The 15,203-nt window shown below is 77.6% G+C and carries 1 protein-coding gene; it reads left to right on the top strand.

Annotated features, from left to right (window positions below; all coding sequences use genetic code 11):
* Positions 1–47 precede the first annotated feature (47 nt).
* Positions 48–15,152, top strand: coding sequence for an amino acid adenylation domain-containing protein (locus AC0GKK_RS26235; RefSeq protein WP_489882812.1), 15,105 nt, complete (start codon positions 48–50; stop codon positions 15,150–15,152).
* Positions 15,153–15,203: the final 51 nt, after the last annotated feature.

Raw genomic sequence — 15,203 nt, forward strand, 5'->3', positions numbered from 1 at the left:
CCGTCCCACACCGCCCGTCCCGCATCACCACCCCTGGAGCGCCTCCCGTGACCCGCACGCTGCCGTCCCCGTCCGACCCGCGCCCGGGACCGCTGCCGGACGGTGCGCTCGCGACCTGGCCGGAGCTGTTCGCCCGGCAGGTCGCGGCCACGCCGGACGCCGTGGCGGTGCAGTGCGGCTCGGGGGAGCGCCGCGAGCAGCTCACCTACGCCGGGCTCGACGAGCGGGCGGGGCGCCTCGCGTCGGTGCTGCGCGGGCGCGGCGCGGGACCGGAGGGGCTGGTCGCGCTCGCCGTACCGCGTGGGGTGGACCTCGTCGTCGCGCAGGTGGCGATCCTGCGTGCGGGCGCGGCGTACCTGCCGGTCGACCCGGATCAGCCGCCGGCGCGGACCGCGCTGGTGCTCGACGACGCCCGCCCGGCCGTCGTGCTGAGCACGGCCGGTGTCGCCGCCGAGCTGCCGCTGCCCGACGGGACCCCGACCGTGCTGCTCGACGACGACGCCGACCGGGCGGCGATCGCCGCCGCCCCGGTCGCCCCGGTGCCCGACGTCGACGTCCTCGGCGCCGCCTACGTCATCCACACCTCCGGCTCCACCGGACGGCCCAAGGGCGTCGTGCTGACCCACAGCGGTGTCACCCAGCTCGTCGCCACCCAGACCGAGCGGCTCGGGCTCGGCGCGGACGACCGGATCCTCGGGTTCGCCTCGACCGGCTTCGACGTCGCGTTCTGGGAGCTGTGCATGGCACTGCTCTCCGGCGGGCGGCTGGTCGTGGTGCCCTCGGAGCTGCGGCTGCCGGTGCCCGAGCTGGCCGACTACGCCCACGAGCACGCGGTGACGGTGATGGTGCTCCCGCCCGCGCTGCTCGCCGCGCTGGGCCCGGACGTCACGCTGCCCCCGGCGACCCTGCGCGCCGGTACCGAGCGGGTGTCCCCGGAGCTGGTAGCGCGCTGGGCACGGGGCCGGACGATGTTCAACGCCTACGGTCCGACCGAGGTCACCGTCAACTCCACGCTGGGCCGGTGCGACCCGGCGCGGACCGGGCCGGTGGTGCCGATCGGGGTCGCCGACCCGATGACCGACGCGTACGTGCTGGGCCCCGACCTGGCTCCGGTCCCGGACGGCGAGCAGGGCGAGCTCTACCTCGGCGGCCCCGGTCTGGCCCGGGGCTACCTGAACAAGCCGGGCCTGACCGCGGAGCGGTTCGTCGCCGACCCGTTCGGGCCCGCGGGCGGGCGGCTCTACCGCACCGGCGACCTCGTGCGCGTCGACGAGCGCGGCGAGCTCGAGTTCCTGGGCCGCGTCGACGACCAGCTCAAGGTCCGCGGCTACCGGATCGAGCCCGGCGAGATCGAGTCGGCGCTGCGGGCCCACCCCCACGTCGCCGAGGCCGTCGTCGGCGTGCACGAGGCCGCGCCGGGGGACCGGCGTCTCACCGCGTGGGTCGTCCCCGCGACCGCCGGGGACACCCCCGCCGACGACGGTGCCGAGCGCGTCGCCGACTGGCGCGACGTCCACGAGCTGCTCTACGCCGCCACCTCCGCCGACGACGGCGACCCCACCGGCTACGAGGGCGGCTTCGCCGGCTGGAACTCCACCTACGACGGCACCCCCATCCCGCGCGCGGACATGCAGGCCTGGCGCGACGCCACCGTCGCCCGGATCCGCGAGCTCGGCCCCGGCCGGGTCCTGGAGCTCGGCGTCGGCAACGGTCTGCTGCTCGCGGAGCTGGCCCCGGACTGTCCCCGCTACGTCGGCACCGACGTGTCCGCCGAGGCCGTCGCCGCGCTGTCGCGGTGGGTCGCGACCCGCCCCGAGCTGCACGGGCGCGTCGAGCTGGCCCCCGCCGCCGCCCACGAGCTCGACGGCATCACCGGTCCCTTCGACACCATCGTGATCAACTCCGTCGCCCAGTACTTCCCGGGCCCGGAGTACCTGACCGACGTGCTGACCCGGGCCGCGGCGCTGCTCGCCCCGGGCGGCGCGATCGTCGTCGGCGACGTCCGGCACGCCGGGCTGCTGCGCACCTTCCGCGCCGGGGTCGTCGCCGCCCGGCGGCCCGACGCCGAGCCCGCCGAGCTGCGCCGCGCCCTCGACGGCGCCGTCGCCTGGGAGGGCGAGCTGCTCTGCGCGCCGCGGTTCTTCACCGCCCTCGACGGGTTCGACGCGAGCAGCATCCGGATCAAGCGGGCCCGCGCGCACGACGAGCTCTCGCGCTACCGCTACGACGTCGTGCTCCGGCCCGGCGCCGCCGCGCGGCCCGATCCGGCGACCGCGCCGCTCGTCCTCGACTGGGAGGCGGTCGGGGCCGACCCGGCCGCGCTCACCGACGCCCTGCGTGCCGCGCTGGGCGCCGGGCCCGGCCCGGCGGGCGACAGCGGCCCGGCCGCGGGCCGCGACGGTGACGGCGCGGCCCGTGCCGACGCGGACGTGGTGCGCGTGGTCGGGGTCCCCGACCTGCGATCGGCCGCCGACCGCGCCACCCGCGCCCGCATCGACGGCGAGCCCGAACCGCCCGCCGGCGCCGACCCCGAGGAGCTGCTGGCCCTCGGCGAGTCCCTCGGCTACACGGCCGAGGGCACCTGGGGCACCGGGGCGACGGTCGAGCTGCTGTTCTCCCGGCCCGGCGTCGACCCCGGCCCACTGCACCGCGCGAGCACGGACCCGACCGGCCCCGCGTTCCACCGCCCGGCCCCGTTCCGGGACGTCGACGCCCTGGTCGGCGCCCTGCGCGAGCACCTGCGCGACCTGCTCCCGGACTGGATGGTGCCCGCCGCCGTCGTCCCGCTGCCGTCGGTGCCGGTACTGGCCAACGGCAAGACCGACCGGGCCGCGCTGCCCGCCCCCGACCTGTCCGCGCAGGTCCGCGGCAGCCGTCCCGGCACACCACGCGAGGCGCTGCTCTGCGACCTCGTGTCGGAGGTCCTCGGGGTGCCCGGCTTCGGCGTCGACGACGACTTCTTCGCCCTCGGCGGCGACTCGGTCCTGTCGATCCGGCTGGTCGTGCGGGCCCGCGAGTCCGGCCTGCTGGTCACCCCGCGGCAGGTCTTCACCCACCGCACCGTCGCCGAGCTCGCGCCGCTCGTGACCGAGCACCACGCCGTCGCCGCGCCCACCGGGCCCGACACGACCGTCCTCGACGACGCCGCGGCCGCCGTGCTCGGCCCCGTCACCCTCGCCGGGCCGGTGTCCCCGCTGCAGGAGGGCTTCTTCTTCCACGCCGCGCTCGACCCGGCCGACACCTCCTACGTCGTGCAGGAGGTCCTCGACCTGCCCGCCGACGTCGACCCGGGCACCCTGCGCGCCGCGCTGTCCGACCTGCTCGAACGGCACCCGCAGCTGCGTGCCGGGTTCGCCCAGCGCGCCGACGGCCGCGTCGTCCAGGGCGTCGCCGACCGCGTCACGCTGCCGTGGACCGAGCACGACGTGCGCGGCACCGACCCGGCCGCCGTGCTCGACGCCGAGCGGGCCCGCCCGTTCGACCTCGCCCGCCCGCCGCTGCTGCGCGCCGCGCTGCTGCACGACGACGGCCGCACCCGCCTCGCCCTGACCTTCCAGCACGCCGTCCTCGACGGGTGGTCGGTGGCGCTGCTGGTCACCGAGCTGGAGCAGGCCCACGCCGCCCGGGCCGCCGGCACCCCGCAGGACCCCGGCGGGCCGCGCGCCCGCGCCGAACAGCGGCTGCGCGCCTGGTTCGACCACCTCACCGCCCTCGACACCGGCGACGCCCGGGCGGCCGCCCGCGCCGTGTGGGACGCGGAGCTCGCCGGCGCCGAACCGGTCCGGCTGCTCGACGCCCTCCCCGCCCCGCGGACCCGCCCGGACGGCGGGGACCGGCCGCACGCCCAGCGCGCACTGACCCTCGACGCCGGCGCGACCGCCGCCCTCGACCGCGCCGCCCGCGCCCGCGGCGTCACCCCGTCGACGGTGCTGCACACCGCCTGGGCCCTCACCGTCGGCGCGCTCACCGGCAGCCGGGACGTGCTCGTCGGCAGCACCGTGTCCGGCCGCGACGCCGCCGTCGACGGCATCGGCGAGGCCGTCGGGCTGTTCGTCAACACCGTCCCGGTGCGGATGCGCTGGGCACCCGGAGAGCCGCCGGCCGCGCCGCTGCGCCGGATGCAGGACGGCCGCACCGCCGTCCTCGACCACCCGCAGGTCCGGCTCGCGGAGCTGCAGCGCGGCCGCGGGGAGCTGTTCGACTCCATCGTGGTGATCGAGAACTACGCCGCGGAGCAGACCGCGAACGGCCTGGTCACCGGGGTGGAGGTGCGTGACGCGGTGCACTACCCGCTCGCGCTGGTCGTGCGGCCGGGCCGGGAGACCTCCGTCGTGCTCAAGCACGACACCGCCCGCGTCGACGACGCCACCGCGGGCCTGTTGCTCGAGATGTTCGAGCGCACCCTGACCGCGCTGGTCACCGGCCCGCAGCGCACGATCGCCGCGCTGCCGCTGCGCACCCGTCCCGAGCAGGGTGTGCACGGCCCCGAGCGGGCCGCCGACCCGCGGACCCTGGCCCGCCGGGTCGCCGACGGGCTGGCCGCCGACCCCGGCCGCACCGCCGTCGTCGCACCGGACGGGACGCTCACCGCCGCCGAGCTGGACCGCCGCTCGGCCGCGCTGGCCGGGGCGCTGCGCGAGCGCGGTGCCGGACCGGGCAGCGTCGTCGGGATCGCCGTGCCGCGCTCGACCGAGCTGATGGTCGCGCTGCTCGGCGTCGTCCGCGCCGGGGCGGCGTACCTGCCGCTGGACCCGGAGCATCCGGCGGAGCGGATCGCGTTCACCGCCGCCGACGCGGGCGTCGACACCGTGCTGATGCCCGCGGGCACCGACCCGCTGCCCGACCTGCCCGGGGTGCGCCGCCTCGCCGTCGCCGAGCTCACCGACGGCCCGGTGCCCGCCGCGCTGCCCGACCCGGACCCCGACGACGCCGCCTACCTGATCTACACCTCCGGCTCGACCGGGCGGCCCAAGGGCGTCGTGGTCAGCCACCGCGCCATCGGCAACCGGCTCGACTGGATGCAGGACGCGTACCCGCTCACTGCCGACGACCGGGTGCTGCAGAAGACCCCCGCCGGGTTCGACGTGTCGGTGTGGGAGTTCTTCTGGGCCCCCTCGACCGGCGCGACCGTGGTGCTCGCCGCCCCCGGCGGGCACCGCGACCCCGAGTACCTGGCGCGGCTGGTCCGCGACGAGCGGATCACCACGCTGCACTTCGTGCCCTCGATGCTGGAGGGCTTCCTCGCCGCCGAGCAGGTCGTCGCCGACCCGCGGTGGGCGGCCACGCTGCGGCGGGTGTTCTGCTCCGGCGAGGCGCTGTCCGCGGCCGCGGCCCGGCGCTGGCACGCGCTGACCGGGGTGGCGCTGCACAACCTCTACGGGCCCACCGAGGCCGCCGTCGACGTCACCGCGCACACCGTCGCCGCCGACCCGGGCGCCGTCGTCCCGATCGGCGTGCCGGTCGCGAACACCCGCACCCACGTCCTGGACGCCTGCCTGCGCCCGGTCCCCGACGGGGTCCCCGGCGAGCTGTACCTCGGCGGCGTGCAGCTGGCGCGGGGCTACCACGCCCGCCCCGGGCTGACCGCGGACCGCTTCGTCGCCGACCCGCTCGGCGCGGCGGGGGAGCGGCTCTACCGCACCGGCGACGTCGTGCGCCGCGTCGACGGCGAGCTGGTCTACCTCGGCCGCTCCGACGGCCAGGTGAAGATCCGCGGGCAGCGCATCGAGCCGGGTGAGGTCGAGGCGGTGCTCGCCGCAACCGACGGGGTCGGCCGCGCGGCGGTCGTCGTCCGCCGGGACGGGCCGTCCCCGTCGCTGGTCGGCTACGTCGTGCCCGCCGCCGGCGCCGCTCCCGACGGCGACGGGCTGTGCGCCGCGCTGGCCCGGGTGCTGCCCGAGGCCATGGTGCCCGCCGCGGTCGTCGTGCTGGAGCAGATGCCGCTGACCCCCAACGGCAAGCTCGACCAGGCCGCGCTGCCCGCCCCGGACGTCGCCGCGGGCGGGTCGGACCGCGAGCCCGCCACCGAGGTCGAGCGCGTGCTGTGCGCGGCGTTCGCCGAGGTCCTGGGCCGCGACCGGGTCGGCCCCGACGACGACTTCCTCGCCCTCGGCGGGGACTCCATCACCTCCATCGCGGTGTCCTCGCGGGCGCGACGGGCCGGGCTGGACGTCGGGCCCGGCGACGTGCTGGCCGGGCGCACCCCGGCCGCCGTCGCCGGTCGGGCCGGGACGGCCGCCGAGCCGGTACCGCCGCTGCCCGACCCCGACCCGGCCGTCCTCGCCCGGGTGCGGGAGATCGCCGGCGACGACGTCGAACGGGTCTGGCCGCTGTCCCCGCTGCAGGAGGGCCTCTACTTCCACGCCACCCTCGACGGCACCGCGGGCACCGTCACCGCCGCCGGTGACGCCTACACCGTGCAGGAGACCGTCGAGCTCGACCACGAGATCGACCTCGACCGGCTGCGCGACGCGGTGACCGCGATGCTGCGCCGCCACCCCACGCTGCGTGCCGGGTTCACCGCCGACGGCCTCGACGGGCCGGTGCAGTTCGTCGCCGCCGACCCGGCCCCGCCGGTCCGTCTGGTGCACACCGGCTCGCAGGCGGAACGGGACCGGCTCACCGCCGCCGACCGGACCGCGCCGTTCGACCTGAGCGCCCCGCCGCTGTTCCGGATCACCGTGCTGCGCGGCGACGGCCGCGACCGGCTGCTGATCCACCGCCACCTGCTGATCTGGGACGGCTGGTCGGCCTGGCTGTTCCTGGAGGGGCTGTTCGACACCTACGCCGGGTCGCCGCCCCCGCCACCCGGCGGCGGCTACGACGACCTGCTGGCCTGGATCGCCGCCCGCGACCCGGAGCCCGGCCGGGCCGCCTGGCGGGACGCACTCGCCGGGCTCGACGAGCCCACCCTCACCGCGCCGGTCCCCGCCGCGGGCCCGCGGGAGGTCGCCGAGACCCACCTCGACCTCGACGCGGACACCTCGGCGCGGCTGCGGGAGCTGGCCCGCGCCACCGCGGTCACCCCCAACACCGTGCTCTCCACGGTCTGGGCGCTGGCCCTGGCCGCCGGCACCGGCCGCGACGACGTCGTGTTCGGCACCTCGGTCGCCGGGCGGCCCGCGACCGTGCCCGACGTGGAGAACGTGATCGGGCTGTTCCTCAACACCGTGCCCGCCCGGGTCGCGTTGCGCCCCGGCGAGACCGGCGCGCAGCTGCTCGCCCGGGTGCAGGCCGAGCGGCTCGCGCTGCTGGGGCACGAGACCGTCGGGCTGGGGGAGATCCAGCAGGTCTCCGGGCACCGGACGCTGTTCGACACGCTGTTCGTCTACCGCCCCGAGGGCGGTGAGCAGCGGGTCGCCGACCTCGGCGCCCGGCACGGCATCACCGACCTGACCAGCACCGACACCACGCACTACGCCCTGACCCTCGCGGTCACCCCCGGCGAGCGGTTCCGGCTGACCCTGTCGCACACCGTCGGGGAGCGGTCCGCGGCCCGCTGGGTCGAGCGGGTGCGCCGCGTCCTGCACGGTCTGCTCGACGCCCCCGACTCCCCGGTCGCGCGGATCGACCCGCTCGGCGACGACGAGCGCACCGAGGTCGAGGCGCACCGCACCGGGCGCCGGGTCGACACCGGCACCGCGACGGTCGCCGACCTGCTCGCCGACCGGGCCGCGCTCGCCCGCGACGACCTCGCCGTCGTCGCCGGGGACGTGCGGCTCACCTACGCCGAGCTGGACGCGGCGGTGAACCGCACCGCGCGGCTGCTGCGCGCCCGCGGCGCCGGGCCCGAGACCGTCGTCGCGCTGGGGCTGCCGCGCTCCGCCGAGACCGTCGTCGCGCTGTTCGCGGTGCTGCGCGCGGGCGCGGCGTACCTGCCGCTGGAGCTGGACCACCCGGCCGCGCGGCTGGTCGAGACCCTGCGCGACGCCCGCCCGGTCGCGGTGCTCACCACGACCGCGGTCGCCCCGGCCCTGGCCGACGCCGGTGTGCCCACGGTCGCGCTGGACGACCCGGCCGTCGCGGCCGAGCGCGCCGCACTGGACCCCGGCCCGATCCCCGACGCCGAGCTGGGCAGCTTTGCCCGCGGGAACCCGGCACGGCTCGACCTGCCCGCCTACGTCATCTACACCTCCGGCTCCACCGGGCGGCCCAAGGGCGTCGTCACCCCGTACCGGGGGCTGACGAACATGCAGCTCAACCACCGCCGCGAGATCTTCGACCCGGTGGTCGCCGAGGTCCGCGCCCGCCGCGGGCCCGACGCCCGGCTGCGGGTCGCGCACACCGTGTCCTTCGCGTTCGACATGAGCTGGGAGGAACTGCTCTGGCTGGTCGAGGGGCACGAGGTGCACGTGGCCGATGAGGAGCTGCGCCGCGACGCGCACCGGCTGGTGTCCTACTGCGACACCCACGAGGTCGACGTCGTCAACGTGACCCCGACCTACGCCGCGGCGCTGCTGGAGACCGGGCTGCTCGCCCGGCGCCCGATGCCGCTGGTGCTGCTCGGCGGCGAGGCCGTGTCCGACGCCGTCTGGTCGACCCTGCGCGATGCCGACGGCGTGCTCGGCTACAACCTCTACGGCCCCACCGAGTACACGATCAACACCCTCGGCACCGGGACCGCGGACTCGGCCACCCCGGCGGTCGGGAAGCCGATCAGCAACACCGTCGCGCACGTCCTGGACCCGTGGCTGCGCCCGGTGCCCGACGGCGTCGCCGGTGAGCTGTACATCGCCGGCGACGGCCTGGCCCGCGGCTACCTCGACCGGTTCGCGCTGACCGCCGAGCGGTTCGTCGCCGACCCGTGGAGCCCGGGCGGGCGGATGTACCGCACCGGTGACCTGGTCCGGCGCCGCCCCGGCACCGGCGGGCTGCTCGACTTCCTGGGCCGCACCGACGACCAGGTGAAGATCCGCGGGCACCGCGTCGAGCCCGGCGAGGTCACCGCCCGCCTCGACCGGCACCCGCTGGTGTCGCGCTCGGCGGTCGTCCCGGTCCCCGCCCCGGACGGCGGGTCGCTCCGGCTGGTCGGCTACGTCGTCCCCGCCGCCCCCGACGAGGCCGACCGCGCGGCCACCGCCGCCGGCGCCGTCGACGAGTGGCGCGCGATCTACTCCGAGGAGTACTCCCGGATCCCGGTCGCGGTGTCCACCGAGGACTACGCCGGCTGGGACTCCTCCTACACCGGCGATCCCATCCCGTTCGCGCAGATGTCGCAGTGGCGGGCCGCGACCGTCGACCTGATCCGGGCACTGAGTCCGCAGCGGGTGCTGGAGATCGGGGTGGGCACCGGGCTGCTGCTCGGCCCGCTCGCCCCCGAGGTCACCGAGTACCGCGGCACCGACCTCGCCGAGCCGGTGATCACCGCGCTGCGCACCGCGCTCGCCGACGACCCGGCCCGCTACGGCCACGTCGAGCTCGACACCCGGCCCGCCGACGACCTGTCCGGGCTGCCGCGGGGCCACTTCGACACCGTCGTGATCAACTCGGTGGTGCAGTACTTCCCCGACGCCGGCTACCTGGAGCGGGTCCTCACCGGCGCCGCGGAGCTGCTCGCCCCCGGTGGCCGGATCGTCGTCGGCGACGTGCGCCGCCCGGACACGCTGCACGCGTTCCACACCGCGATCGCCCGGACCCGGCTCGGAGACGGGGCCGACCCCGCCGCGGTCGACGCCGCGGCGGAGCGGTCGCTGGCCCTGGAGAAGGAGCTGCTGCTCGCCCCGGCGTTCTTCGACCGGGTCGCGGCCGGTCTCGGCGCGGAGGTCGCGGTGCGCGCCAAGCGCGGCGACGCCCACAACGAGCTGACCCGCCACCGCTACGACGTCGAGCTGCACCTGCCCGGCGCCGACGTGCGCCGCGCCGACCCGGCCCGCACCCTGCGCTGGGGCACCGACCTGTCCTCGCTCGACGACCTCGACCGGCTGCTCGCCGAGGCCGGGGCCACCGGCCTGCGCCTCACCGGCGTCCCGGACGTGCGGCTCGCGACCGAGCAGGGCCGCCCGGCCGACGGCCCGGAGCCCGACGCGCTGCGCGCCCTCGCCGCCCGGCACGGCCGCGACGCCGAGCCGACCTGGTCCCCGGACGGGCCCGGCGTGCTCGACGTCGTGCTCGTGGAGGCCGATCCGGCGGGCCGTCCGCTGGTCGGGCTGCACCGCGCCGGGGACCCGGCGGCGCCCGAGGCGACCGACCCGGCCGCGGCCCGGTTCGCCGCCGAGCTGGTCCCGGTGCTGCGCGAGGACCTGCGGGCAGCCCTGCCCGACCACCTCGTGCCGTCGGCGTTCGTGCTGCTCGACGAGCTGCCGCTGACCGCCAACGGCAAGCTCGACACCCGCGCGCTGCCCGTCCCCGACGCCCGCGCCGCCGCGGCGCCGTCGCGGGCCCCGGAGACCGCGACCGAGCAGGCCCTCTGCACGGTGTTCGCCGAGGTCCTCGGCCTCGACGAGGTCGGCGTGGACGACGACTTCTTCGACCTCGGCGGGCACTCGCTGCTCGCCACCCGGATCGTCGCCCGGCTGCGCACCGCGCTCGGGGCCGAGGTGTCGATCCGCGACCTGTTCACCGAGCCGACACCGGCCCGGCTCGCCGCCCACCTCGACGCCGGTGACGCGGCCGGCGCCGAGCGCGGTCCTGCCCGCCCCGTGCTGGCGCCGCGGCCCCGCCCGGAGCCGCTGCCCGCGTCGTCGGCGCAGCACCGGCTCTGGGTCCTCGACCGGCTCGACGCCGACGCGGGCCGCGACAGCGCCTACCACTTCCCGATCACCTTCCGGCTGGCCGGAGCCCTGGACGCCGACGCACTGGAGCAGGCGCTGCACGACGTCGTCGCCCGCCACGAGTCGCTGCGCACCCTGCTCGTCGACGGGGGCGACGGCGTCCCGGTCCAGGTGGTCGTCGACGCCGCGGCGGCCCGGGTGCCGTTCGTGCGCCGCACCGTCGACGCCGCCGCCACCCCGGCGGAGGTGGCGGCGGAGATCCGGCGCCCGTTCGACCTGGGATCGGACGTGCCGGTCCGGGCGCTGCTGCTCACCGAGTCCGACACCGGCGAGCACGTACTGGTCCTCGTGCTCCACCACGTCACCACCGACGAGTGGTCCGACCGGCCGTTCCTGGCCGACCTCGCGACCGCTTACGCGGCCCGGTCCGCGGGCCGCGCGCCCCGCCTCACCCCGCTGCCGGTGCAGTACGCCGACCACACCCTGTGGCTGCGGGAGCTGCTCGGCGACCCGGCCGACCCGTCGTCGGTCGCGGGCCGCCAGCTCGGGTTCTGGACCCGCACCCTGGCCGGGCTGCCCGAGCGCCTGGACCTGCCGACCGACCGGCCCGAGCCGGCGTCGCCGACGATGGCGGGCGACGCGGTCGACGTGCCGATCGACCCCGCGCTCGGCGCCGAGCTGCGCCGCACGGCGCGCGCCGCCGGTGCGAGCACCTTCATGCTCGCCCGGGCCGCGGTCGCGGTCCTGCTGCACCGCCTCGGCGCCGGCGACGACATCCCGCTGGGCGCCCCCGTCGCCGGCCGCGCCGACCAGGCACTGGAGGACGTCGTCGGGTTCTTCGTCAACACCCTGGTGCTGCGCACCGACCTGTCCGGCGACCCCGGATTCACCGAGGTCCTGGACCGGGTCCGGGCTGCCGACCTGGAGGCGTTCGCGCACGCCGACGTGCCCTTCGAGTCGGTGGTGCGCGCGGTCAACCCGGACCGCAGCGCCGACACCACCCCGCTGTTCCAGGTGATGGTGGTGCACCGCGCCGGTGGCACCGCCCGCGAGTCGGGCCTGGTCCTGCCCGGTGTCACCGTCGGCGAGCAGCCGCAGCCGCCCGCCCGCGCCCAGTTCGACCTGGTCGTCGAATTCCGCGACGGCGGGCCGGAGGAACCGCTGGGGGTGCGGCTGCTGTACCGCACCGAGCTGTTCGACGCCGCGACCGTGCACGCGCTGGGGGAGCGGCTGACCACGGTGCTGCGCGCCGTCGTGGCCGACCCGCGGCGCCCGGTCCGCCGGATCGACGTCGCCGCGGCCGGGGAGGCCGCCCGGGCCCGCCGCGCCCTCGACGGCGGCCCGGTCCCGGCCGCCCGCACGATGTGGGAGATGGTCGCCGGCTCCGTCGCCGACCGGCCCACCGCGGTCGCCGTCGCCGACGAGCACCGCGAGCTCGACTACGCCGGGCTCGACGTCGAGACCGCCGCTCTGGCCCGCGAGCTGCGCGCCCGCGGCGTCGGCCCGGAGACCGTCGTCGGGGTCGCGGTGCCGCGGTCGGTCGAGATGGTCGTCGCGGTGCTGGCGGTGCTGCGCGCCGGTGGCGCGTTCCTGCCGCTGGACCTCAACCTGCCCGCCGAGCGGCTGGAGTACCTGCTCACCGACTCCGGCACCCGACTAATCGTGACGACCGGCGACGCCGCGGCCCTGCTGCCCGCCGTCGACGGCGTCACCCACCTCGTCCCGGCGCCTCCGGAGCCGGGCCCGGCTCCGGAGGACCCGCCCACCGACCCGGCGGGCGCCGCCTACGTCATCTACACCTCGGGCTCGACCGGACGCCCGAAGGGCGCGGTCCTGCCGCACGCCGGCATCGGCGAGCTGCTGGAGCTGGCCCGCGACCGGATGCGGCTCACCAAGGACTCCCGGGTCCTGCAGTTCTCCGCGCCCGGCTTCGACGTGCTCGTGTTCGAGCTGTGCATGGCGCTGTGCTCCGGGGCCCGGCTCGTCGTCGCCCCGGAGCGGCTGCGCGGCCGCGACGCCGACCCGTCCGAGCTGACCGGGTTCTTCGCCGAGCAGCGGCTCACGCACCTGATCCTGCCGCCGTCGCTGATCACCGCGCTGCCGCCGGAGGCGTCGCTCCCGGCCGGGTCGACGGTGCTCGCCGGGACCGAGGCCGTCCCGCCGGACCTGATCGACCGCTGGGGCGCGCACCTGGACCTGCACGTCGCCTACGGGCTCACCGAGGCCACCGTGAACTCCACGCTGTGGCACTCGCGGCCGGGCACCGCGTTCCGGTCACCGATCGGGCGCCCCGACCCGGGCGTGCGGACCTACGTCCTCGACGACGCCCTCACCCCCGTCCCGCCCGGCGTCCCCGGCGAGCTGTACGTGGCCGGGGCCGGGCTGGCCCGCGGCTACCTGGGGCGCACCGCCCTCACCGCGGACCGCTTCGTGGCCTGCCCGTTCGGGGAGCCGGGCGCCCGGATGTACCGCACCGGCGACCGCGTCCGGCTGCGCTTCGACGACGGCGCCGAGCACCCCGACCGCGAGCCGGTCCTGGAGTTCCTCGGCCGTTCCGACGACCAGGTCACGATCCGCGGCTACCGGATCGAGCCCGGCGAGATCGAGGCCGTCCTGGCCGCGCACCCGGACGTCGCGCAGGCCGCGGTCGTCGTACGTCGGCGGGGCCCGGTCACCCGGCTCGACGCCTACGTCGTCCCGGCGGGCGGCGGCACCTCGGTGCCCGCCGGCCTCGCCGAGCACCTGCGCGGGCGGCTGCCCGAGCACATGGTCCCGGCGCACCTCGTCGCGCTCGACGGGCCGCTGCCGCGCACCCCGAACGGGAAGGTCGACAAGCGGGCGCTGCCCGAGCCCGCCGCCGCGACCGGCAGCGGCCGGGAGCCCGCCGAAGGTCCGGAACGGGTGCTGGCCGGGCTGGTCGCCGAGCTGGTGGCCGTCGACCGGGTCGGCGCCGACGACGACTTCTTCGCCCTCGGCGGGGACTCGATCATCGCGATCCGGCTGGTGTCCGCGGCCCGCGCGGCCGGGCTGGCGCTCACCCCGCGCCAGGTGTTCCGGCAGCGCACGGTCGCCGGGCTGGCCACCGTCGCCGAGCCGGTCGCGCACGACCACACCCACGACGACGGCGTCGGGCCGGTCGGGTCCACCCCGATCCTGGACTGGCTCACCGAGGTCGACCCGCACGCGCCCGGCTACAACCAGTCGGTGCTGGTGCGCACGCCGGCCGGGCTGACCGGGCCGGTGCTGCGCCGCGCCCTGGGCGCGCTGCTCGCCACGCACGGCATGCTCCGCGCCCGGCGCACCGCCGACGGCCTGGAGGTCCCGGCCGCGGTGCCCGGCCCCGTGCTGCGGGAGGTGCCGGTCAGCGCGGCGAACACCGCCGACCAGGTGCGCGAGCAGCTGGGGGAGGAGGCACTCGCCGCGCGCGACCGGCTCGACCCCGGCTCCGGCACGATGCTGTCGGCGGTCTGGTTCGACGCCGGACCGGACGCCCCCGGCCGCCTGTTGCTGGTGGTGGCCCACGTCGCCGTGGACTGGGTGTCGTGGCGGATCCTGCTCGACGATCTCGCCGGTGCCGTCGCCGCCCAGGACGCGGGGCGCGAGCCGTCGCCGCCGCCGGTCCCGGTGTCCTACCGCGCCTGGGCGTCGATGCTCGCCGCCGAGGCCGCCCGCCCGCAGCGGGTCGCCGAGACCGGCCGGTGGCGGTCGGTCCTGGCCGGACCGCGGGTGGCACTGCCGCTGGCGACGCCCTTCGACCCGGACCGCGACCGGCACGGCACCAACCGGGTGCACCCGGTGGAGCTGCCCGCGGACCTGTCGGCCGCCGTCCTCGCCGCCGGTGCGGACCGGGCACTGGCCGCCGGGCTCGGGATCGCCGTCGCCGGCCTCGCGCGCCACCACGGCGCCCCCGCCGAGGGGGTCGTGCCGCTCGCGATGGAGGGACACGGACGGGAGGAGGAGGCCGTCGCGGCGCGACCGGACCTGTCCCGCACCGTCGGCTGGTTCACCGCGATCCGGCCGGTCGCGGTCGACCCGCGCGGACCCGCCGGGCAGGTGCGCGACCGGCTGGTCGCCGACCTCGACGGCGAGCCCGACCACGGCGTCGGATTCGGCCTGCTGCGCCACCTGAACCCCGACACCGCCGCGGAGCTCGCGCCGCTTCCGCTGCCCGAGATCGAGTTCAACTACCTGGGCCGGTTCGACCGGCGCGCCCCGCGCGACTGGGGCTTCGCCGACGAGGACGACGTCCTCGACGTCGCCGTCGAGCCGGACATGCGTCAGCGGTTCCCGCTGACCGTCATCGCCCGCACCGTCGACGGCGTGGACGGACCCCGGGTGCACGCCGACCTGATCCACCCGGTGGCGGTGTTCGACGACGCCGTCGTCGCCGACCTCGGCCGGCGGTGGGGTGCGGCGCTGCGCGAGGTGACCGGGCAGGGCTGAGCACGACGGAGGGGGCCGGTCGCGGTGCGACCGGCCCCCTCTCGTGTGCGC

This window comes from Pseudonocardia sp. P-1 (assembly GCF_058111925.1).